The sequence below is a fragment of the Pseudoxanthomonas sp. 68-E7 genome, assembly GCF_057773145.1.
In genome coordinates this window covers 383,389-404,451 of record NZ_JBYMTI010000001.1, presented here as the reverse complement: position 1 = coordinate 404,451, position 21,063 = coordinate 383,389, and the positions used below count along the sequence as shown (strand labels likewise).

Annotated in this window: 17 protein-coding genes; 3 read left to right on the top strand and 14 right to left on the bottom strand. The window is 67.0% G+C overall.

Going from position 1 to position 21,063, the window contains the following annotated elements; all coding sequences use genetic code 11:
- Together modB and AC3DE2_RS01950 are read left to right on the top strand one after the other, a co-directional pair.
- The gene (gene modB, locus AC3DE2_RS01955; protein WP_488424847.1) at positions 1-693 is read left to right on the top strand and encodes a molybdate ABC transporter permease subunit; all 693 of its coding nucleotides are present in this window, start codon (positions 1-3) and stop codon (positions 691-693) included.
- Positions 693-1,322 (top strand): molybdenum ABC transporter ATP-binding protein, encoded by a 630-nt coding sequence (locus AC3DE2_RS01950; protein WP_488424846.1) that lies wholly within the window; start codon positions 693-695, stop codon positions 1,320-1,322. Before modB ends, AC3DE2_RS01950 begins: the two co-directional genes overlap by 1 nt.
- On the opposite strand, the gene AC3DE2_RS01945 is transcribed toward AC3DE2_RS01950, so the two are convergent.
- The 3 genes from AC3DE2_RS01945 to AC3DE2_RS01935 are packed head-to-tail and all read right to left on the bottom strand — an operon-like array spanning position 1,319 to position 3,817.
- A complete protein-coding gene (locus AC3DE2_RS01945) occupies positions 1,319-1,858 on the bottom strand; it encodes an energy transducer TonB (RefSeq protein ID WP_488424845.1) in 540 nt (179 codons plus the stop codon). The genes AC3DE2_RS01950 and AC3DE2_RS01945 overlap by 4 nt on opposite strands.
- Before the next feature lie 14 nt (positions 1,859-1,872).
- Positions 1,873-3,459: a TonB family protein gene (locus AC3DE2_RS01940; protein WP_488424844.1), complete on the bottom strand. Its 1,587-nt coding sequence runs from the start codon at positions 3,457-3,459 to the stop codon at positions 1,873-1,875.
- A complete protein-coding gene (locus AC3DE2_RS01935; protein WP_488424843.1) occupies positions 3,449-3,817 on the bottom strand; it encodes a BlaI/MecI/CopY family transcriptional regulator in 369 nt (122 codons plus the stop codon). Before AC3DE2_RS01935 ends, AC3DE2_RS01940 begins: the two co-directional genes overlap by 11 nt.
- Before the next feature lie 112 nt (positions 3,818-3,929).
- Between AC3DE2_RS01935 and AC3DE2_RS01930 the strand changes: the two genes are divergently transcribed.
- On the top strand, positions 3,930-5,873 hold the full coding sequence (locus AC3DE2_RS01930; RefSeq protein WP_488424842.1) for an acetyl-CoA hydrolase/transferase C-terminal domain-containing protein: 1,944 nt from the start codon (positions 3,930-3,932) through the stop codon (positions 5,871-5,873).
- A gap of 724 nt (positions 5,874-6,597) precedes the next feature.
- Here the strand turns inward: AC3DE2_RS01930 and tkt are convergent.
- The 11 genes from tkt to AC3DE2_RS01875 all read right to left on the bottom strand — a co-directional run bounded on the left by tkt (position 6,598) and on the right by AC3DE2_RS01875 (position 21,062).
- Complete coding sequence (tkt, locus tag AC3DE2_RS01925) at positions 6,598-8,598, bottom strand: transketolase (protein ID WP_488424841.1); 2,001 nt, start codon at positions 8,596-8,598, stop codon at positions 6,598-6,600.
- A 225-nt stretch (positions 8,599-8,823) separates the two neighbouring features.
- Positions 8,824-10,188 (bottom strand): dicarboxylate/amino acid:cation symporter, encoded by a 1,365-nt coding sequence (locus tag AC3DE2_RS01920; RefSeq protein ID WP_295375737.1) that lies wholly within the window; start codon positions 10,186-10,188, stop codon positions 8,824-8,826.
- A gap of 68 nt (positions 10,189-10,256) precedes the next feature.
- Positions 10,257-11,930, bottom strand: coding sequence for a BatD family protein (locus tag AC3DE2_RS01915; protein WP_488424840.1), 1,674 nt, complete (start codon positions 11,928-11,930; stop codon positions 10,257-10,259).
- Positions 11,927-13,684 carry a tetratricopeptide repeat protein gene (locus AC3DE2_RS01910; protein WP_488424839.1) on the bottom strand — a complete coding sequence of 586 codons (1,758 nt, stop codon included), beginning with the start codon at positions 13,682-13,684 and terminating at the stop codon, positions 11,927-11,929. Before AC3DE2_RS01910 ends, AC3DE2_RS01915 begins: the two co-directional genes overlap by 4 nt.
- Positions 13,681-14,703 carry a vWA domain-containing protein gene (locus AC3DE2_RS01905; protein ID WP_488424837.1) on the bottom strand — a complete coding sequence of 341 codons (1,023 nt, stop codon included), beginning with the start codon at positions 14,701-14,703 and terminating at the stop codon, positions 13,681-13,683. Before AC3DE2_RS01905 ends, AC3DE2_RS01910 begins: the two co-directional genes overlap by 4 nt.
- A complete protein-coding gene (locus AC3DE2_RS01900) occupies positions 14,700-15,155 on the bottom strand; it encodes a DUF4381 domain-containing protein (RefSeq protein WP_488424836.1) in 456 nt (151 codons plus the stop codon). Before AC3DE2_RS01900 ends, AC3DE2_RS01905 begins: the two co-directional genes overlap by 4 nt.
- Complete coding sequence (locus tag AC3DE2_RS01895) at positions 15,155-16,057, bottom strand: DUF58 domain-containing protein (protein ID WP_488424834.1); 903 nt, start codon at positions 16,055-16,057, stop codon at positions 15,155-15,157. Before AC3DE2_RS01895 ends, AC3DE2_RS01900 begins: the two co-directional genes overlap by 1 nt.
- 11 nt (positions 16,058-16,068) lie before the next feature.
- Complete coding sequence (locus tag AC3DE2_RS01890) at positions 16,069-17,025, bottom strand: AAA family ATPase (RefSeq protein WP_295375747.1); 957 nt, start codon at positions 17,023-17,025, stop codon at positions 16,069-16,071.
- Positions 17,026-17,209: 184 nt separating this feature from the next.
- Entirely contained in the window at positions 17,210-18,220 is a 1,011-nt protein-coding gene (locus AC3DE2_RS01885; RefSeq protein WP_488424832.1) for a hypothetical protein, read from the bottom strand.
- A gap of 356 nt (positions 18,221-18,576) precedes the next feature.
- Positions 18,577-20,520 (bottom strand): type IV pilus secretin PilQ, encoded by a 1,944-nt coding sequence (locus AC3DE2_RS01880; protein ID WP_488424830.1) that lies wholly within the window; start codon positions 20,518-20,520, stop codon positions 18,577-18,579.
- 14 nt (positions 20,521-20,534) lie between these two features.
- Positions 20,535-21,062: a pilus assembly protein PilP gene (locus AC3DE2_RS01875; protein WP_295375374.1), complete on the bottom strand. Its 528-nt coding sequence runs from the start codon at positions 21,060-21,062 to the stop codon at positions 20,535-20,537.
- Position 21,063 lies beyond the last annotated feature (1 nt).

The window sequence follows — 21,063 nt, the reverse complement described above, 5'->3', positions numbered from 1 at the left end:
TTGGACTGGTTCACGCCCGAGGAAATCACCGCCATCCGGCTGAGCCTGAAGGTGGCGGTCACCGCCGCCCTGGCCAGCCTGCCCCTTGGCGTGCTGGTGGGCTGGCTGCTGGCGCGCCGCCGGTTCCCCGGCAAGGCGTTGCTGGATGCGCTGGTGCACCTGCCGCTGGTATTGCCCCCGGTGGTGATGGGCTATGCGCTGCTGATGACGCTGGGAACCCAGGGCACGGTGGGCGGCTTCCTGGAACGGCATTTCGGCATCGTGTTCGCATTCCGCTGGACCGGTGCGGCGCTGGCCTGCGCGGTGATGGGATTCCCGCTGATGGTGCGCGCGATCCGCCTGTCACTGGAAAACACCGACCGCCGCCTGGAACAGGCCGCCGCCACACTCGGGGCCGGGCCGTGGCGGGTGTTCTTCACCGTCACCCTGCCGCTGGCCTGGCCCGGCCTGGTCGCCGGCACGGTGCTGGCTTTCGCCAAGGCCCTGGGTGAGTTCGGCGCCACCATCACTTTCGTCTCCAACATCCCTGGCGAAACCCAGACCCTGTCATCCGCCATCTACGGCTTGATGCAGGTGCCCGGCGGCGAAGCCGGCATCTGGCGGCTGGCGGCGGTGGCGATCGCCATTTCGCTGGTCGCGCTGCTGCTCTCCGAATGGCTGACGCGCCGCCATCGCGGTCGGGAGGAGGCGTGATGCTGCGACTGGATGCCGAACTCAGGCGCGGTGCGTTCCATCGTCGCGTGCGCATCCATTCGGATGCGCGGGTACTGGCGCTGACCGGTCCTTCCGGCATCGGCAAGACCACCGTGCTCAACGCCATCGCCGGGCTGGTCGCGCCCGTGGCCGGCCATATCGAAGTGGATGGCCGGGTGCTGTTCGACAGCACGGACCGGATCGACGTGCCCACCCATCGCCGCCGCATTGGCTATGTATTCCAGGACGCCCGGCTGTTTCCGCACCTGGATGTGCGCGGCAACCTGCGCTATGGGCGGCATGGGCGGGATACCCCGGTGCGCTTCGGCTTTGACACGGTGGTCGATCTGCTGGGCATCGGGCCATTGCTGGGCCGGCGCACGCGCAACCTTTCCGGCGGCGAGGCGCAGCGGGTGGCGATCGGCCGCGCCCTGCTCTCGCAACCGGCGATCCTGCTGTTCGACGAGCCGCTGTCGGCGCTGGACCAGGCACGCCGCGAGGAACTGATTCCCTATCTGCAGCGGGTGCGCGACGAAATCCGCCTGCCGATCATCTACGTCAGCCATCACGCAGAGGAAGTACGGCGCTTGGCCGACGCCGTGCACGCGATGGATCCGCAGGGCGGCTAGCGTTTCGCCGCCGCCACCTCGCCCTTGCCGTTGCGCAGGCTGAAAGTGAAGGCGTAGGCCAGCGATACCGGCACCACGCGCGCTTCGACGGTCGTGCCCGCGCAGCCATGGCCGTTCCAGTAACGATCGCGGGCGGCCGCATCGGGATAGTCGCAGAACATCGCCGGCTCGAAGCGCCAGCCGTTGACCGCGGCCAGCATCGCATCACGCAACAGGACAAACTGCTCCGGCGGCGCACAGCCTTCCTGGGTCAACGGGGCCACCTGGACCGGTTGGCCCTGCTCATCCACCACGAACGACACGCACAGCGTCGTCGGTGCGAGTTCCCGCGCCGGGTAGTCCGCTGGAAACACCGGCGACACGTTGTCTTTCGGCTCCGGATAGGCGAATGCCTGGTGCGCGGCCATTTCGTAGCGTGCGCTGCCCTCGGGCAGGATCAGCCTGCGCTCGACGCTGTCGATGCGTGTCCCGGAAACGCCGGCGCAACCGGCGAGGCCGGCCAGCGACAGCAACACCACCGCACGTGGCGCGCTCATGCGCGACAGGCGCCTCATCGCCGTCCCATCCTTGCGTCGTTCGGCGCGGGCGCGTCCTGCCGCGCAACGGCCCCCGGTTCGTCAAGCGCGAACTCGACCGGCACCCGGACCGTGGACGCCACGGCGCGGCCCGCTTCAATGGCGGGTTCGAAAAGCCAGCCGCGCGCAGCGGCCATCGCGGCTTCATCCAGATCAGCGAAACCCGAGCCGCGTTCCAGGCCAACCTGCGTCACCCGGCCATCCACGCCAATCACCAGCCTCATCATCACCGTGCCCTCGTGCCTGCTGGGTGGGTACCGGGGCGGTGCGAGCTTCGAATAATCGATGGGCTGCGTCCTCCGGCTCATCCGATGGGGGCCTGCCACGGGCGGCGATGCGTCCACCCGCACCCGTGTGACCACGAGATCGACGGATACCGGAGTCCCTCCGTTGCCACCTCCCACGCCAATCCCCGCCAACCTCCCGAGTTCCACCCGCAGTTCCGGACTTCCCACCGGCTTGCTCGCGGCCTCGATTTCGGTGGACACGCGTGCGTGTCGGGCATCCACCGGATCAATCCGGAACACACCGCGCCAGGTCATGCCCGCATCCGTCTTGCCCGACACCGCGAATGCCTTTCCGGACTGCTCGCGGATTTCGAACGCGCGGGTCGTTCCGTCCAGGCTCACCTGCATGGCGACGTGATACAGGCCATCCTGCATGGCCGGTGGCCGCGCCGGTTGCGCCGCCCACGCGCCGTAGCCGGTGGTGGTGGCCATCGCCGCGATCAGAAGCGCGGCCAGCACGCGGCGGCTGGTCGACGGAAGCCGCTTTCCGAGCATGCCGATTCGCTCCCTGAGCGGATGCGGTGCGGGCCAGTGGCAGGCGAGCGGCACCGGCGCGACGTCCAGCTGCGCCTTCAGCATGGCTTCGCCATAGGCGCGCCGCGCGGCGGGATGGCGGCGGATGACGCCCTCGTCGCAGGCCAGTTCCTGATCGATGCGGAACCGGCGCGCGGCCAGATGGATCACCGGATTGAACCAGTAGATGCAACGCAGCGCCGACACGATCGCGTTGGCGATCAGATCCCCGCGCCGGACGTGGAGTCGCTCGTGGCAGGCGATCAGGACCCGTTCCTGCGCCAGATACCGGGATTCGAAATCGGCGGGTACCACGACGCGGGCGCGGAACAATCCCATCGCCGCCGGCAGTCCGCGCGAGGCGTCGGCCATCCACAGACCGTCCTCGCGGCGACGCAGCGCGCCCAGCCCGTGCACGAAACGGCGCTGCCGGCTCCACAGCCAAGCCACCATCACCAGCATGCCGCCGAACCAGGCAGCCAGCAGGAATGCCTGCCACGTCGGCGCCATCGCCGGCACCGCCGCGGCGGTGGCGGCCCGCATCGGCTGCAGCACCCTGCCCATCGCGCTCCAGTCCGCGGGCGCTTCGCGGGCGGGCAGCATCACCGCGATCACGGCGATCGGCACGCACAGCCAGGACGCGTAGGCCGCGCCGGCGCCCAGCCAATGGCGCAACGGCGCACGCAACAGGTACAGCAGCGGGATCACCACGGACACGGCGAGGGTGGTCGCGAGCAGCAGACGCAGCGGATCACTGCTCATCGTCGAGCTCCGCGATCAGTTTCTTCAGCTCGGCGATGTCCGCCGGCGACAGACGGCCACGCTCGCTGAAATGCGCCACCAGCGGCGCCACCCGCCCCCCGAACAACCGTTCCAGCAGGCCGGCACTCTGCTGCTGCACCCAGTCGGCGCGCGCCAGCACGGGCGAATAGAGGTAGCGGCGTCCCTCCTTCCGGGCCTGGATCGCGCCCTTGTTGAGCAGGCGGTTGAGCAGGGTTTTCACTGTCGGTTCCGCCCAGCCCGTGCGGGCGGACAATGCCGCCAGCACTTCGTCGGCGCCCTGCGGGTCCCGTTCCCACAGCACCTCCATCACCATCGCCTCGGCATCACTGATGGGCATTTCGTTTACGCCTGTAATTTTTATTGATTACGCGCGTAAACGATCTGCCTGTCAAGCCCCGGTCCCGCCCTCATTCGAACGGCCCTCACCGTCTTTCGCCTAAGCTCGCCCCATGACCACGCACCTGGAATCCCTCGACGAGGCCGTCGACTTCATCCTCCAGCACGTCCCGCAGACCCTGCGCATGGGCGCGCCGCTGGGCATCGGCAAACCGCATCGCCTGATCAACGCGTTGTATGCCCGGCTGGAACAGGATCCGTCGCGTCCCTGGTTCCTGTACACCGCGCTGTCGCTGGATCCGCCGCGCGCGCATGCGGGCCTGGAGGCGCGTTTCCTCGGACCTTTCGCCGCACGCCATTTCGGCGACGACTTTCCGCGCCTGGCCTATGTGCAGGCGATGAAGCGCGATGTGCTGCCCGCGCATATCGAGATCGAAGAGTTCTACATGCAGTCCGGCGCGCTGCTGGACTCATCGCAGGCGCAACGGCACTACGCCAGTCTCAACTACACCCACGTGGCGCGCGCGCTGGGCGAGCGCGGCCTCAACGTGATCGTGCAGAAGGTCGCGCGCGAACCGGGCGGGCGGCGGTTGTCGCTGTCATGCAACAACGACCTCACCCAGGACGCGGTCGATGCGGTACTGGCACGTGGCCTGCCCCGCCCCCTGCTGGTGGCCGAGGAGGATCCCCAATTGCCTTGGCTGGGCGGCACCGCCGCGGTGGACGAGGACTACTTCGATGCGGTGGTGACGCCGCCCGGTCCTTACCCGATGCTGTTCGGCTTGCCGCGCCAGCCGGTCTCCGACGCCGAGTACGCCATCGGCCTGTACGCGAGCGCGCTGGTGCGCGATGGCGGAACCCTGCAGATCGGCATCGGCGCGCTGGCCGACGCGCTGTGCCATGCGCTGGTGCTCCGGCATACCGACAACGCCGCCTATCGCGAGGTGCTGGCGGCGCTGGCACCGGATCTGGAGCGGAATCCGGCGGTCATCGAAAGCGGCGGACTGGCTCCTTTCGACGTCGGCCTGTACGGCTGCAGCGAGATGATCAACGAAGGTTTCAAGCGGTTGGTGGAAACGGGCGTGATCCGGCGCAAGGTCGTTGACGACGAACTGCTCATGCGTCGCATCGCCGACGGTACCGCCAACCTCGGCGACCAGGCGCGCCTGCAACGTGACGGCGAGTACCTGCATGGCGCGTTCTATCTCGGTTCGCCGGCGTTCTACGACTGGCTCCGCCACCTGCCGGACGATGAGCGCCGCGCCATCGGCATGCGCCGCATCGGCAGCGTCAACCAGCTCTACGGCGGACACGAGGCGCTGGAGCGGCTGCAGCGCCGGGAAGCGCGCTTCTTCAATTCCGCGATGATGATGACCGCGCTGGGCGCGGCGGTCTCCGACGGCCTGGAGGACGGCCGGGTCGTTTCCGGCGTCGGCGGCCAGTACAACTTCGTGGCGATGGCGCATGCACTGGAGGATGCGCGCTCGGTGCTGATGTTCCGCGCCATCCGCGATGCTGGCGGAAAAGCGCAATCGAACGTGCGCTGGAACTACGGGCATACCACCATCCCGCGCCATCTCCGCGATCTGTGCATCAGCGAGTACGGCATCGCCGACCTGCGCGGGCGCAACGACGAGGCGTGCGTGATCGCCATGGCGGGCATCACCGATGCGCGTTTCCAGGCGGGGCTGCTGGAGGAGGCGCAGCGCGCGCGCAAGCTGCGTCGCGGGTACGCGGCACCCGCACGTTGGCAGGACAACACGCCGGCCCATCTCACCGCGTCCCTGCGGCGCTTCCGCCATGACGGCACGCTGCCGGACTATCCACTCGGCAGTGATTTCACCGAGGTGGAGCAGCGGTTGGTGAAGGCCTTGTCGTGGTTGAAGATCCAGACGGCGACACCGTTGGCGAAGGTGGCCACGGTGCTGCGGGCCTTGTCCGCGGGCGCCGGGGAGATCGAGGCGATGACGCGGATGGGGTTGGCGAAACCTGTCGGGGTGGGGGAGTGGTTGGAGGCTAGATTGTTGGCGCTGGGGTTGCGGGAGACGCGGGGGTAGGTGCTCGCGAACTGCTTTTTTGTCGGCGCATTCGCGTGGGACTGCTATCGGTAGTCGTCGATGGCGCGCTCGCCGCGGGGCGTCCCTTTCTTTGCTTGTGCAAAGAAAGGAACCAAAGAAAGCACACCCGGTCCTCGCGCCCCAGCCGCTGCGCGGCCGGGGTTCGTGTCGCCGGTGGGAATTTTGGGACGGCACATCCTTGTGCCGACCCAAAACGCCGCGCGTCGTGCGCGGCGCCCTTCGGGTTTACCCACCGTCGCCACCGCTGCGGATGGGGCCCGAAGAGCGAGAGCCAAAACCAAAGCAATAAAGGCACGCCTGTGTTTGGCACTGCGCCGTTGCTCTGCTCCAGCTTTTGCCTTTCGGGCCCCCGTCAAGGCGTGGCAAGCGGACCGGGTAAACCCGCAGGGCGGCGCACAAGGATGTGCGCCGTTTCCGGCAGGGGCAGGATGCCCCTTCCGGAAATTCCCGGGCCGATTGCGGACCCTGCGCGCGTAGCGCGCAGGGCACGCCGCCAGGGGTGTGTTTCTTTGCCTACTTTCTTTGCACAAGCAAAGAGGTGCTTTTCAACAGCCGGAGGCTGGTCAAGTAGGGCCCCGCGGCGAGCGCGCCATCGACGACTACCGATAGCGGTCCCGCGCGAATGCGCCGGAATCTATCAAACGCACACAAGAAAAAAGCCGGGCAACGCCCGGCTTTTTCATGTCGAACACGGCGGCCGAAATCAACCCAACGACTTCGCCGCCTCGACCACCTTCTCGACCGTAATCCCGAAGTGCTTGTAAAGCGCCTCCGCCGGTGCCGAGGCACCGAAGCTTTCCATGCCCACGACCGCGCCATCCAGGCCCACGTACTTGCGCCAGAAATCGACCGTCGCTGCTTCCACCGCCACCCGCTTGCGCACCGCCTTCGGCAACACCGCTTCGCGGTACTCGGCCGGCTGGCGATCGAACACGTCGGTCGACGGCATCGACACCACGCGGGTCTGGATGCCTTCCGCGTCCAGCAGCGCCTTGGCCTGCGTCGCCAGGCCCACTTCCGAACCGGTCGCGATCAGGATCACGTCCGGCGTACCGGCGGCGTCAGCCAGCACGTAACCGCCGCGCGCGATGTCGGCCACCTGCGCCTCGCTGCGCGCCTGGTGCGGCAGGTTCTGGCGCGAGAAGATCAGGCAGCTCGGGCCATCGCGACGGACAATCGCCGCCTTCCACGCCACCGCCGACTCGACCGCGTCGCACGGACGCCACACGTCGTTGTTGTGGATGTAGCGCAACGACGCCAGGTGCTCGACCGGCTGGTGGGTCGGACCGTCCTCGCCCAGACCGATCGAGTCGTGGGTGTAGACGTGGATCGCGTGCGCGGGAATCAGCGCGCTCATGCGCACCGCGTTGCGCGCGTAGTCGCTGAACACCAGGAAGGTCGCGTCGAACGGCAGGAAACCGCCGTGCAGGGCCAGGCCGTTGCTGATCGCGGTCATGCCGAACTCGCGCACGCCGTAGTAAACGTAGTTGGCGTTCGGGTCATCGGTGGCGACCGACTTGCTGGCCTTCCACAGGGTCAGGTTGGAATGCGCCAGATCCGCCGAACCGCCGATCATCTCCGGCAACAACGGCGCGAACGCCTCGATCGCCAGCTGCGAGGCCTTGCGCGAGGCGATCACCGGGCCTTCGGCCTGGGTCTTGGCGATGAAGGCATCGGCCGCGGCCAGGAAGCCTTCCGGCAGCTCGCCGTGCGAGCGGCGGCTCAGTTCGGCGGCCTGCTCCGGATACTGCGCGGCGTACTTGTCGAACAGCATGTTCCACTGTTCCTCGCGCACCAGGCCCGAGTTGCCGGCGCGCCAGCCGTCGTAGATTTCCTGCGGGATCTCGAACGGCCCGTACGGCCAGTCCAGCGCCTTGCGGGTGGCTTCCAGTTCTTCCTTGCCCAGCGGGGCGCCGTGCGAGGATTCCTTGCCGGCCTTGTTCGGCGAGCCGAAGCCGATCGTGGTGCGGCAGCAGATCAGCACCGGCTTGTCTTCCGACTGCAGCGCGGTGTCGATGGCGGCCTTGATTTCATCCGGATCGTGGCCGTTGACGTTGCGCACCACCTGCCAGCCATAAGCCTCGAAGCGCGCCGGGGTGTCGTCGGTGAACCAGCCATCGGTGTTGCCGTCGATGGAGATGTGGTTGTCGTCCCAGAAGCAGACCAGCTTGTTCAGGCCCCAGGTGCCGGCCAGCGAAGCGGCCTCGTGCGACACGCCTTCCATCAGGCAGCCATCGCCCATGAACACCCAGGTGCGGTGATCGACGATTTCGAACTCGGGGCGATTGAAGCGCTGGGCCAGCAGTTTCTCGGCCAGGGCAAAACCGACCGCGTTGGCGAAGCCCTGCCCCAGCGGGCCGGTGGTGGTTTCCACGCCCGGGGTTTCATGGCGTTCCGGATGGCCGGCGGTCTTGCTGTGCAACTGGCGGAAGTGCTTGAGCTCCTCCAGCGGCAGGTCGTAACCACTCAGGTGCAGCAGCGCGTACTGCAGCATCGAGCCGTGGCCGTTGGACAGGATGAAGCGATCGCGGTTGAACCAATGCGGGTTCTTCGGGCTGTGGCTCAGGTAATCGTTCCAGAGCACTTCGGCGATATCGGCCATGCCCATGGGCATGCCGGGATGGCCGGACTTGGCGGTTTCCACCGCGTCGGCGGCGAGGAAGCGGATGGCGTTGGCGAGCTGGCGGCGGGTAGGCGTCGTCATGAGGGAATCGGGCTTGGAAGTGGCGCGCCGGAATGCGGGCCGCCCATTGTCCCATAGACCACCGGCCGGACTGAAACGGCCAAACCGCGGAAAGATCCGAATCCTCCGTCGAATCAGTGACTTGCGGACACCTCGGATTTCCTGTCTTCAGTGCGCCCCCGGTACGGGACGCCGACGCCCCGCAGTGGCGGGGCGTCGTGGGCGGTTCCGGCGATGCGGGCGGAATCAGCCGTGGCCGCGCTCGGTTTCGCCCTTGGACACCATCGCGGCAATGGCGATGTCGCCGGTGACATTCAGGGTGGTGCGGCACATGTCGAGGAAATGATTGACGCCCAGGATCAGGCCGATGCCCTGCGGCGGCACGCCGACCATGCCGCAGATCATCGCCACCACCGGCAGCGATCCGGACGGTACGCCAGCCGTGCCGATACCGCCCAGGATGCAGACCAGCATCACCAGCACCTGCTGGAACAGGGACAGGTCCACGCCGAAGAACTGGGCCAGGAAGATCACCGTCACGCCCTCGAACAGCGCGGTGCCGTTCTGGTTGGCGGTGGCGCCGACGGTCAGCACGAAACGCGAAATGCGCGGCGGCAGGCCGAGCTTTTCCTCCGCCACCCGCAACGAGGTCGGCAGGGTGGCGTTGCTGGAGGCGGTGGAGAACGCCAGCACCATCGCTTCCTGGGTGCCGCGGAAGAAGGCGCGCGGCGAGTAACCGCCGATGGCGCGCAGCGCGATCGAGTAGACCACGAACAGATGCAGGGCCAGTGCCAGCACGACCACGCCGACGTAGCTCGCCAGCTTGAACAACAGGTCCCAGCCGAACTTGGCGGCCAGGTCGAACATGAAGCAGAATACCGCGTACGGGGCCAGCCGGATCACCAGGCCGATCAGCGTCATCGATACGTCAAACAGGCCCTGGATGCCCTCGCGCAGCGTATCGGTGGCCTTGCCGGGCGTCAGCACCATGCCGATGCCCAGCATCAGCGCGAAGAACATCACCGCCAGGATGGTGTTGTCGGCCGCCGCCTTGATGACGTTGTCCGGCACGATCGACAGCAGCATGTCGAGTCCGTGCGGCTGTTCGTGCGTGCTGGCGACAATCGCGCTGGCACGCTGCGCACCTTCGGCCAGCAGATGCTGCGCGGTATCGCGGTCGATGCCACTGCCCGGCTGCAGCCAGTTGACCAGCAGCAGGCCCAGCACGACGGCGATGGACGACATCAGCACGGTGTAGCCCAGGGTGCGCCAACCAACCCGGCCGAACGCCCGGATGTCGCCCATCTCGGACACGCCGACCACCAGCGCCGAAAACAGCAGCGGCACCACCAGCATGAAAATCAGGTTGAGGAACAATTGCCCGATCGGCCCGGTCACGTAGCTGGTGATCAGCTGCACCCATGGGGTGCATTGCCAGGGCAGATCCGCGGCACCGGCGACGCAGGCCGGACTGCCCGCGCCGGCAGCGGTCAACTGGCCAATCCCCGTCATGTACACCAGCAATCCCATTGCCAGGCCGGCGATGAAACCGATCGCCATTTTCCAGTGCAGCGGTAGCTTGTTCTTGCCGGCGGTCGGGGTTTCGGTCATGTGGCGGGCCTTCGGAACGAAGCGTCCAGCTTAGCAAACCTCTCCCGCGCGACCGTTGTGCGCCTGCGTCAGCGCCGCTTCGGCGACGGATACAGCGGTGGCAACGGCGCCCGCGGGGGCTCGGCCTCCTCGATCCAGCGCGGGCCCCCGGCGAAGGCCGCGCGCAGGGCCTGGCGCGCCGCGCTGCCATCGCCTCCAGCCCAGCGCGCACGCCGCAGTTGCTCCACCGCTTCGCGTTGCGCGGGCACCTGCAGGCGCTGCACGAGTTCATCCAAATCGGCGGCCGGCGGCGTCGCCATGCCGCGCAACACGTCGCCGACCTCGTCCAGGCTGCCGGCGTCCAGCGCGCGCTTGAGGTCCGGCAGCGCATGGCGGGCGGATGCGGCTGCCTGCCCTGCCGCCAGGCGCGCGGAAGCCGGCACGGTGAGGCGCCGACGCTGCAACGCCCACAGCAAGGTGATCAGCCAGAGCACCGCGAACGCCACGGCCAGCCATGGCCAGATTCCGCGCTCCCCGGCGTCACCCGCCGGAGTTCCCGGGGTACTGGCCCGGGTTGAAGCCAGCCCCGGCGCTACCGCCCCCGTCGTGGATGCGGGCACACCCGCACCGACCTGCAACGGCAGATCCGGCAACCGGGCCATCTTCGCGGTGCCCGCGGCGACGTCCCACCATGGGATTCCCAGGCCCGCCACGGTCAGGCGCCCCGGCCGGTCCGGCACCACCGCGTAGCGCTGCGTCCATTTCACCTGCGGCGTGCCGCCGGTGAAGGTCTCGTCGTACTGGACCGGCTCCGCGAACACCTGCGCACCCGGTACCGAGGGCGTCGGCATTTCCGGCAGTTGCGCCTGGGTCGCGCCCTGGGCGACGCCTTCGACGATCAGGGTCGCCGCTTCACCCACGCGCGCCGCCGTCGGCGCGCCGACATAGCGCAGGCGCAGATCCCGCAGCGGCAACCACGGTTGCGGCGCACCCGCGGGTTGCGGCTGCACGGCGAGCATGCGCGGAGCCCCGGCGACCCGCAGTTCGCGCCGGCCGCTGCCCATCAGATCGTCGAACCAGCCACCCGCGCCCCGGCCCTTGAAACGCGGCGCGGGCAGGGTCAGGCTGCCACTGCGTTCGGGCACCAGCAGATAGCGGCGCTCGATCAGGTTGTAGCGGCGGCCATTGATCTGCTGGCTGCCCTGCACGTCATCGCCGACCTTCTGCAGGATCGCCCCATCCGGCGCATCCAGATCGAGTTCGCCGGAGACCAATGGCACGCCATAGAAAAGGCGAAGCACCACGCCCACGCTCTGCTGGACGAACGGCGAAGCATCGTCCACTTCGGTTTCAAGGAAGACGTCGGCGTTGCCGGCGCGGGTGGCGACCGGCGGCGCCGGACGGACGGTCAGCGCGATGGGCGCGGTGCGCTGCTGGCCCATCTGCAATGCGGGAATGACCAGGTTGCCATCGCGCCGCGGCTGCAGGGTGATCTGGTAGACCACCCGCGAACTGCTGACGCCGTTCACCATCTCCAGCGAACGCCCACTGGTCTGATCCAGCAATTCGAAATCCTGCATCAGCGGACCCAGATCCGGTGCGGCGGCCGCACCGCCGGACTGGATGCTCAGCACCACCGAGTCGCCGAGATCGATTGGATTGCGGTCCACCCGGGCCTGCACCTGCGCCAGCGCGATCCCCGGCGCCAACGCCAGCACCATCCACACGAACACGCCCAGCGCGCGCGACCACCACGGTTTCATTGCCCCTCCCTCGTCCGACGCTCGTGTTCCAGCTGGAATTTGGCTTTCAGCAGGCCTCCCGGATCATCCGGTACCCGCTTCAGCCAAGCCTGCAAGGCCTGCCGCCGCTCGCGCTGTTCGGGAGTCTCGTCGGCGGCCGCCAGCCCTTTCGCCTTCTGGTCCGCCTGTCCACGCGGCTGCCCGGCGAGGGCCTGGCGCATACGCTCGCGCTGGGCGGCATCGGCCGCCTGCTGCGTCTCCGCATCGGCGGCAGCATTCGGCGGTGGTTCCGCCTTCCGCGATTGCGCCTGTGATTGCGAAGACGCGGGACGTGCCTGCGACGACGACGGGGATGGTTGGGCATCGGGCGTCGACGACGAGGAAGCAGGGCTGGCGTTGCTGGCCGCTCGCGATGCGTTCGGCGAGCCGCCGGCATTGCCCGCGCCGCGGTCGGACGAATCCTTGCCTGAATGTCCCTGCCCCTGCTGGCGCTGGCGGGCGCGCTCGACCACACCCCGGTTGGCCAGCGCGTCCGTCATTCCCGGCTGTTGCCGCAGTGCCCTGTCATAGGCCTCGATGGCTTCGTCGTACTTGCCCTGCTTGGCCAGCGCGTTGCCCAGGTTGTATTGGGCTTCGGCACCGTCCTGTCCCGCGAACGCCTGCTCCGCCGCGGCGAAATCTCCGCTGCGGTACGCCTGGACACCCTGCTCCATGCGCGCGTGCTGCTGCTGATCGGCGCGGCGCCACCAGCTGCCATCCGCCGCCTGCGAGGGCGTCGCCCACAACAGTGAACAACTACCCAGCAACACCAGCGCCGCGCCGCGCCGGAACGCGAACAACGCCAGCAGCATCAGCGGCGGCAACAACCAATAGCCTTCATCCAGCCAGTCCCTGCCGCGTCCACCCGATGCTTCACGGGCATCGAGGCTGTCTGGCATCAGCACGCCGAGCGCCTCCAGATCGCCTTCATCGCGGGACAGCGTCTGGAAACGTCCACCACCGCGGGCCGCCAGTTGGCCCAGCGAGGCGGCATCCAGTCGCGCGCGCCCGAGCGAACCTTCGCGGGCGCGATAGGCGGCGCCGGCTGCGCTGCCCAGGCCCAGCGCGGAAACGCGGTACCCCTGTTTCGCGGCCTGTGACGCCGCTTCCAGCGCGGCGGCATCGGCATGGTCGCCCATCAGCAGGATCTCGCCTTCGCGAAAACCCGCCTGCTTCAGCAGCCTGGCCGACCAGGCGATGGCGCGATCCACCCGCTGCCCGTCCGTCGGCATGATGTCCGGGGCCAACGCGTCAAGGAACAGGGCGACATTGCCCGCGTCTTCGGTCAACGGCGCCACGGTGAAGGCATCCCCGGCGAACGCGACCAGGGCAACCTGTCCACCCTGGCGCTGCCGCAGCAGCGTGGCCAGCTTGCCGCGCGCCTGCAGCAGGCGCGACGGCGGGAGATCGGCAGCCTGGCTCGCGCTGGACAGATCCAGTGCGATGACCAGCGGCGCGCGTTGTTCCCACAGCGGTTGATCGCCCTGTCGCCAGCTCGGCCCGGCAAGGGCCAGCACGGCCAGCACATAACCGGCGAGCAGCAGCGCCAAGCCTCGCCATCCGGCACGCACTGTCGTGGCAAGCAAATGCGGCAGCAGGTGCGGATCCACCGCCTGCCGCCAGACGTTGGAGCGGCGCCGGCGCAGTTGCCATCCCCAGGCGATCAACGGCAACAGCAGTAACAGCCACAGCGCGTGTGGACGCAGGAAATGCAGCGATGCCAGCCATGCGCTCATGAAGGCCTCCGTGGCAGCGCGAGACCGAGCAGACCGACTCCCAACGCCAGCAGCAGCGGCAGTGCATAGCGTTCGACGCGTGGCCGCACCTGTTCACCCGGCTGCGCGACGGGCTCCAGCCGATCCAGCTCCGCATAGATGCTGGCCAGTTGCTCGATGTCGCGGGCACGGAAGGACCGGCCGCCGGTCATGTCGGCGATGCGGCGCAAGGTGGCCTCGTCGATCTCTTCGCCCCCCGTGCCGGGCAGCGGCACCGCCATGCCGAAGAACGAGGTCATGCCACTGCCGCCGAATGCAATCGTGTGCACGCGTACGCGCGCCTGCGCGGCGAGCTCGGCAGCCTTCAGTGGTTCCAGCATGCCGGCGGTGTTCACTCCGTCGGTCAGCAGGATCAGCACGCGCTGGCCTTTTTCACGTGCCGACAGCCGCTTGACCGCCAGCCCGATCGCATCGCCAAGCGCGGTTTCCCGGCCTGCCAGCCCCACCACGCTGTCGCGCAACTGTTCGCGCACGCTCTGCAGATCCAGGGTCAAGGGCGTCAGCGCGTAGGCGCGCTGGCCGAACACCAGCAAGCCGACGCGATCCCCGCTGCGGCGATCGAGGAAATCGGCGAGTACCGCCTTCGCCGCGGTCAGCCGATCCACCACGCTGCCGCCCAGCGCCATGTCGGCCTCGCTCATGCTGCCGGACAGGTCGACGGCCAGCATCAGATCGCGGCCGGCGTGCGGCGGGGTCACCGCTTCACCGAAGGTCTGCGGTCGCGCCGCGGCCGCACACAACAGGAACCAGGCCAGCCACGCGAGCGCAGCCACCCGGCGGCGTCCCCGGAATCCGTGGACCGAAGCGATGGTCCGCAGTTGCCCGCCATAGGGAACGCGCAGCGCCGCCGAGGTGCCGCGGTTCGGCGGCAGCAGCCAGCGGGTCAGCCACGGCAACGGAAAAGCCAGCCACATCCACGGCCACGCGAATCCCGCGTACATGTCGCGCAAGACCTGCAGCCATGGCCAGTCGCCGATCATCGGCGCCCCGCCATCATCAGCTGCAGGAAGCGCGTGCGCGCCAGGCCATGCAGGCGCGCCACCGCATCGGCGTCAACCCGCAGACGATAGCCTCCGTCCAGCAACAGTTGACCGTCGCCCTGCGAGAACGCGGTGGTTGTTCCGCCATCGAGGAACACGAGCCAATCCTGGCCCTGCAGGCGGTCGGCCCGCGGTTCCACCCGACGGGCCGCGCGCCGCAGCAGTTCCGACATCGCCGCCACCTGCGCGGCAGGCGCCAATCCCTTCCCGGCCTGGTCGAACCAACGTTCCCATTGCCGCCGGCGATGGCGGCGGCGCCACAGGGACACGAACAGGAACAGCGCCAGCAACGCGAGCGCGCCCGCCAGCACCCACCAGCCGGGCGCGAGCGGCCACCAGGCCGGTGCCGCGGGCAGGTGGACATCGCGCAGGACCAGTTCGGCCGGCTTCATCAGGCCACCTGCGGCGTCATGCCGCCCACCGGCAACCAGGACTCGCTCGGGGCGTCGCCGCGCAGCGCGTAGGCGCGCACCCCGCGCCTGGGCAGGTTGCGCACGGCGGCTTGCAACGGCTCGGAGAACAACTGGCCCCAGCGCTGGCGCTGCGCGGCATCGGCCAGATCCAGTTGCACCCGTTGGCCGCCCACCTGGAAAGGCAGCGCGGCATTCGGCGGCTCGGCCTCCAGCGCATCGAACAGCAACAGCACGCTGATCTCGTGGTGCGCGGCCCAGCGCGGCCAGTCGCTTTCGGGAATCGCCGCGATGCTGTCCGGATCGGCGAGCACGATCAGCCGCGAGCCGGGACGCAACAGGCGCACGGCGTGATCCAGCGCGAACGCCAGGCCCTGATCATCCGCCGGCGGACGCGCGTACCAGCGCACCAGCGCGTCGAGTACCCGCAGTGCGCCGCGCGTGCCGGAAGCCGGCGGCACCGGCGGTTCGGTCGCGGTGCCGCGCAAGGCGGCGACACGGTCGCCATCGCGTATCGCGCTCCAGGCGGCCACCGCGCCGGCGCGTGCGGCCTGGGTCGACTTGAAACGCACGCGGGTTCCGAAATAGAGCCGTGGCGAGGTGTCGGCCACGATCAGCGTCAGCCGCTCGCGTTCGGCCTGGAACAGCTTGGTATGGGTCCGCCCGCTGCGGGCGGTCAATCGCCAGTCGATATGGCGTACGTCGTCTCCCGGAACATATTCGCGGGATTCGGCGTACTCCATGCCACGCCCACGCAGGTTCGAGGCGGCGGGCCCGGCGATGGAGTGCCGTCCCTGGCGCGCGGGTTTCCGCCGCTGCGCGGTCGCGCGCAGCGCCACCAGTTCGGCCAGGGTCGGGGCGATGCCGTCGGCGCTCGTCGCCATCCCGGTTCTCCTCAGGGCAGCGGCACGACGTCGAGCAAGGCCGCGACCAGGCGATCGCCATCCCAGCCCTCGGCGGTGGCCTCATAGCTCGGCAGCACGCGATGGCGCAGCACGTCCGGCGCAATTGCACGGACGTCCTCCGGGGTCACGTAGTCGCGTCCGGCCAGCCAGGCCCGCGCACGCGCGCAGCGTTCCAGCGCAATCGAACCGCGCGGGCTCGCGCCCCAGGCGATGCGCCGGGCCAGCGCCGCGTCGTAGCGACCGGCATCGCGCGATGCCAGCACCAGTTCAATCAGATATCGCTCCAGTTGCGGGGCGACGTGCAGATCGAGCACGGCCTTGCGCGCGGCGAACACGTCTTCCTGCGGCATCCGGGTCACCGTGGCCGCGATCGGCTGCAGGGTTTCGCGTGCCCGTTCGCGGGCCAGGCGCAGGATCTCCGCTTCCGCCGAGGCTTCGGGATAACCGATGCGCACGTGCATCAGGAAGCGATCCAGCTGCGCCTCGGGCAACGGGAAGGTGCCTTCCTGTTCGATCGGGTTCTGGGTGGCCATCACCAGGAACAGCGCCGGCAGCGGATAGGTATGCCGCCCGACCGTGACCTGGCGTTCGCCCATGGCCTCGAGCAGGGCCGACTGCACCTTGGCCGGCGCACGATTGATCTCGTCGGCCAGCAGCAGCGGATGGAAGATCGGACCGGGCTGGAATTCGAAGCGTCCGTCCTGGGGACGCCAGACTTCGGTGCCGGTCAGATCGGCGGGCAGCAGGTCCGGGGTGAACTGGACGCGGGCGAAATCGGCCTCCAGCCGGCTGGCCAGGGCACGCACCGCCGTGGTCTTGGCCAGCCCGGGCGCCCCCTCGACCAGCAGATGTCCATCCGCCAGCAATGCGATCAGCAGGCGCTCGATCAGCGCGGCCTGGCCGACGATGGTGTCGGCCAGGTCCTGCCGCAATTCGGCAAAGGCCATATGCAGGCGATCAGCGCTGACGCCCGGATTCGCCTGACCCTCTCGATGTTCCACGCCGCCCGCCTTTGCAAGTCAAACAGGCCTGAATTCTGCCCCATCTCGCGCAATGGCGCTTCATATTTGAGGCTGACCTGCTTGGCTCGGATTCAGCCGTGAACAACCGTCCTGTTCAGCAGCGTTTCCGCTAACTCTTGCTGAGTCGAATACCTTGGAACCAACCGCAGTAATAGATGTTCACGCTCCCGTCCTTCTTCCAGCCGGCTGGAATGGGGGAGTTCGCACAAGCCACCATGCCTTCATATGGAACTTCCAATTTATACCGATCGGTCAGCAGGCAATCGGATGCATTGCTGGTGATGTTGGTGATTACGTATCCACTCGGCACCGGTTTTCCGCTGCATGCCTCCATCCCATTGCGGACTACATTGAGCCTATAGGACTTCAATTGGCCACAGGCACCATGAATATCTCGCCCTGTCACAACATAGGATGGCGGAATCGGGCTGTTCTCACACACATAAATGCCGTCGTGGGCTTGATTGATGGTGTAAGTCTTGCCGGCCCCACAAGCTCCCCCCTGCGTTACCTGGGTAATCACATAGCCGGGATGGATGGTGGACTGCGAACAAACACTCATACCGTCCCGAATCGTATTTACTCTGTATGTCTGATGTGAATTTCCACAGCTCAAGCCTGTTCCGACCCACGTCACGACATAGGGTGATGGGATCGATGTCATCAAAGAGCAGATCGACATTCCGTCCTGGAGCCTGTTCAAAAGCTTCCTTCCTATCAGACAGCTCTGTCTTTCGTTCGTAAAATAGGTAACACCATAGCCAAGCGGTATGGGCGAGTTACTGCAAACCATCATATTGTCCGAAACTGCGTGTATCGAAAGCCTTCCGACCCCTCGACAGGTTGTCGTGTCGTAGCCATCAGTTCCACCCGTCACGACAAAAGGCGTCGGGATGGGCGAGTGCGCGCAAACCATCAAATTGTCAACCGGCAATTCTATTGTTGCGCCATAGCCCGTTACACATGCCGGTTTCTGCACCACCGAGGTTATGACGTAGCCCTCCGGTACAGACGATTTTTCTCTACAAATAACGTTCTGTGCAGACGAAGCATTTGGCACAACCATCAGGAGAAGATAAAAAAGTGCCAGCCCCAGAAACCCGTTGTATCGATGCCTCATTGATTTGCTCCTTTAACCAATCATTCCTTCTCAGGCGGCGTTGAACAAACGCACTTCCAATCAATCGAGTACGTCGCCGCCGCTCTTCATCTGAGTAGACACTCCTGCATTGATGCAAGATCGACTCCACCGTCGCCCCATAGAAATCCGTGCTCGTTCCCTATAGGGCGGAATCAGTTTGCAAGTCACTAGTCTCGATTGACTTGGAGAGCGTCACAATTCACTTCAAAATGAAACTTGACGCAAATAGTTGGAATAGCTGGTCAGAGCTTCATGCCGCTTTCTCAGGCCCAAAAAAAGAGGCGAGGATTTCCCTCGCCTCTCCAAGATTTTCTTAGAACCTTAATAGACAGCTATTAAGGGCTCCGCTGAGTAGCGGCAGCCTGGGTAGCCACGCGCAGCACCTTCGGAGTCACAAAGATCAGCAGCTCGGCCTTTTCCTTGCTGCGTCCCTTCTTCTTGAACAGATTGCCCAGGAAGGGAATGTCGCCCAGGAACGGCACCTTGGCGATGCTGGTGCGATCAGTGAACTCGTAGACGCCACCGATGACCACGGTCTGGCCGTCGTCAACCAGCACAGCGGTGTTGATCTCGCGGCGTGCCAGTTCCGGCACCGACCCGAATTGCCCCAGATCGATGAAGCGCAGGACTTCATCCTTCTTGACGTTCAGGTTCAGGAACACGCGATCGTCGCTGGTGATGGTCGGCACGACCTTCAGCTCCAGCAGCGCCTCCTTGAACTGGACGGTCGGCAGCGCCGCACCGCCGGTGCCCTGGCCGGTCACGGTCAGATAACCGACCTCGCGACCCTGCTTGATGACGGCCTCGCGCTGGTTGGTGGTAACCAGGCGCGGATTGGAGATGACCTCGCCCCGGCCTTCTTCCTGCAAGGCCTGCAGTTCGATATCAAGATTGAAATTGCGGCCCAGCAACGTATAGGCGATGCTCGCGGAGGTACCCGTGGTGAAGGTTTTCGCCGGCAGGTTGACGTTCAAGCCGCGCGACGCATTGGCGTTGCCAGTGGCCCCGCTGCCGATCGTGCCGGTGTTGTCGCCGTTGTTGTAGCTGCGGCGGCCACCGATGCCGAACTTGGCGCCCAGGTCACGCGCGAAGGTATCCGTCGCGATGACGATGCGGCCTTCGATAAGCACCTGGTCCACTGGTCGGTCGATGACACTGATCAGTTCGCGCATCTGCGCAATCTTCTTCGGAATATCGCTGATCATCAGCGTGTTGGTGCGCTCGTCCGCGACCAGGCGACCACGCGGCGACAGGAAGCTGTTTTCCTGCTGGCCCGTGCCGCCGGCACCACCACCGCCGCCCGAGGCGCCACCGATGCCCTTGGCCTCGGTCAGCGCTTTGAAGATGGCCGCGGCGTTGTGGTAGTTGATCTGGACGTAGTCGGTGACCAGATCCTCGCGGTTCTCGATCGCGATGCGCGCGTCTTCCTTGTCCTGTTCGAACTTGGCCAGTTCCTGTTGCGGCGCGACCCAGACCACTCCGCCTTCGCGGCGCTTGTCCAGGCCCTTGGCGCGCAGCACGATGTCCAGCGCTTGATCCCAGGGCACGTTGACCAGACGCAATGTGACATTGCCCTGCACGGTGTCGGACGCAACGATGTTGAGGTTGGATTCCTCGGCGATCAGCTGCAGCACCGTCCTGACCGGCACGTCCTGAAAGTTGAACGTGACCGGGCGTCCACCATAGGTGCGGGTATTCTGCGAACCCGCCACCTTGGCCGCGGCGCTGGCGACCGTTGCCGCCGCCCCGCTTCCGGACGCACCCATCGCCGGCTTGTCGGCCCGCGGGGCGATTTCCACCACGTACTCGTTGCCGGTCTGGTAAGCCAGTGATTCGAAGGCGCCCTGCGTGCTCAACACCAGTTGGGTACCCTGGCCGCTCGGGCGGGCATCCACGCGCTGTACCGGGGTCGCGAAATCCACCACGTTCAGGCCACGCTGCAGGTTGGCGGGAATCTCGGCATTGCCGACATCCACCACCACCGAGGCTCCCAGGTTGCGCAAATCGGGAGCCGCGCCAGCGCGGTCGAACTTGACCACCAGCCGGCCGGCACCATCCTCGCCTCGACGGAAGTCGATGTTGGTGATCGCCACCTGGCCCTTCGCAGGCGTGCCCGCGGTTGCGGAGGCCGGCGCGACGGCCTGGACCGGGGGCGTCGGATTGGCCGCACCGGCTGCACCCGTGGCGACCAGCAGGCCGATGGCAAAACCCAGGCTCTGGGTCCTGAGCGTAGCCAGGCGCCGGATCGGCCGCAGGCCATTAGCGTTTGAAGCGGTCATCGTGTTTCCCCCAATCATTGTTCTTCAAGCGCGACCGAGGCGGGGCGTTCCAGCCAGCCGCCTGCGCCATCCGGCACCAGTTCGACCATTTCGATGCCGTCCTCGCGTACCGAGGTGACGCGACCATCGCTTTGGCCCATGTAATTGCCCGGACGGATCCGGTAGGTCACCTTGTCCGGCGCCATCACCAAGGCGATCAAGCCCGGACCCTTGCCGATGGTCCCCACCATGTCCAGGCTGTCCAGCGGATACTGTTCCAGGGTTTCCTTGCGGCGGTTCGGATCCGGCCGCAGGCCCCCGTTGTCCACGTTGCTCCACGCATTGCTGAACGGGTCGCGCAGGCTCTGCGCCGCGTACTCGAAGGTCTCGAACTGCTGCATGACCGGCAATGGATCCAGCGGAGGCGCGGGCCGGGCGCGTACGTCCGCCACCCATTTCTCCAGGTTGGGAGCGTCACCCGGCGTACTGGTGATGCCGCGCGCGCAGCCGGCGAGCGACACCGCCAGGCAGGCCAGGAGCAAGGGGCGGATAGCGGAATGCATG

Bases quoted from the DNA above. Each gene is read 5' to 3' on its own strand.
- AC3DE2_RS01950 (WP_488424846.1), top strand. From the start codon at position 693: ATGCTGCGACTGGATGCCGAACTCAGGCGCGGTGCGTTCCATCGTCGC.
- AC3DE2_RS01945 (WP_488424845.1), bottom strand. From the start codon at position 1,858: ATGAGCGCGCCACGTGCGGTGGTGTTGCTGTCGCTGGCCGGCCTCGCC.
- AC3DE2_RS01940 (WP_488424844.1), bottom strand. From the start codon at position 3,459: ATGAGCAGTGATCCGCTGCGTCTGCTGCTCGCGACCACCCTCGCCGTG.
- AC3DE2_RS01935 (WP_488424843.1), bottom strand. From the start codon at position 3,817: ATGCCCATCAGTGATGCCGAGGCGATGGTGATGGAGGTGCTGTGGGAA.
- AC3DE2_RS01930 (WP_488424842.1), top strand. From the start codon at position 3,930: ATGACCACGCACCTGGAATCCCTCGACGAGGCCGTCGACTTCATCCTC.
- tkt (WP_488424841.1), bottom strand. From the start codon at position 8,598: ATGACGACGCCTACCCGCCGCCAGCTCGCCAACGCCATCCGCTTCCTC.
- AC3DE2_RS01920 (WP_295375737.1), bottom strand. From the start codon at position 10,188: ATGACCGAAACCCCGACCGCCGGCAAGAACAAGCTACCGCTGCACTGG.
- AC3DE2_RS01915 (WP_488424840.1), bottom strand. From the start codon at position 11,930: ATGAAACCGTGGTGGTCGCGCGCGCTGGGCGTGTTCGTGTGGATGGTG.
- AC3DE2_RS01910 (WP_488424839.1), bottom strand. From the start codon at position 13,684: ATGAGCGCATGGCTGGCATCGCTGCATTTCCTGCGTCCACACGCGCTG.
- AC3DE2_RS01905 (WP_488424837.1), bottom strand. From the start codon at position 14,703: ATGATCGGCGACTGGCCATGGCTGCAGGTCTTGCGCGACATGTACGCG.
- AC3DE2_RS01900 (WP_488424836.1), bottom strand. From the start codon at position 15,155: ATGAAGCCGGCCGAACTGGTCCTGCGCGATGTCCACCTGCCCGCGGCA.
- AC3DE2_RS01895 (WP_488424834.1), bottom strand. From the start codon at position 16,057: ATGGCGACGAGCGCCGACGGCATCGCCCCGACCCTGGCCGAACTGGTG.
- AC3DE2_RS01890 (WP_295375747.1), bottom strand. From the start codon at position 17,025: ATGGCCTTTGCCGAATTGCGGCAGGACCTGGCCGACACCATCGTCGGC.
- AC3DE2_RS01885 (WP_488424832.1), bottom strand. From the start codon at position 18,220: ATGAGGCATCGATACAACGGGTTTCTGGGGCTGGCACTTTTTTATCTT.
- AC3DE2_RS01880 (WP_488424830.1), bottom strand. From the start codon at position 20,520: ATGACCGCTTCAAACGCTAATGGCCTGCGGCCGATCCGGCGCCTGGCT.
- AC3DE2_RS01875 (WP_295375374.1), bottom strand. From the start codon at position 21,062: ATGCATTCCGCTATCCGCCCCTTGCTCCTGGCCTGCCTGGCGGTGTCG.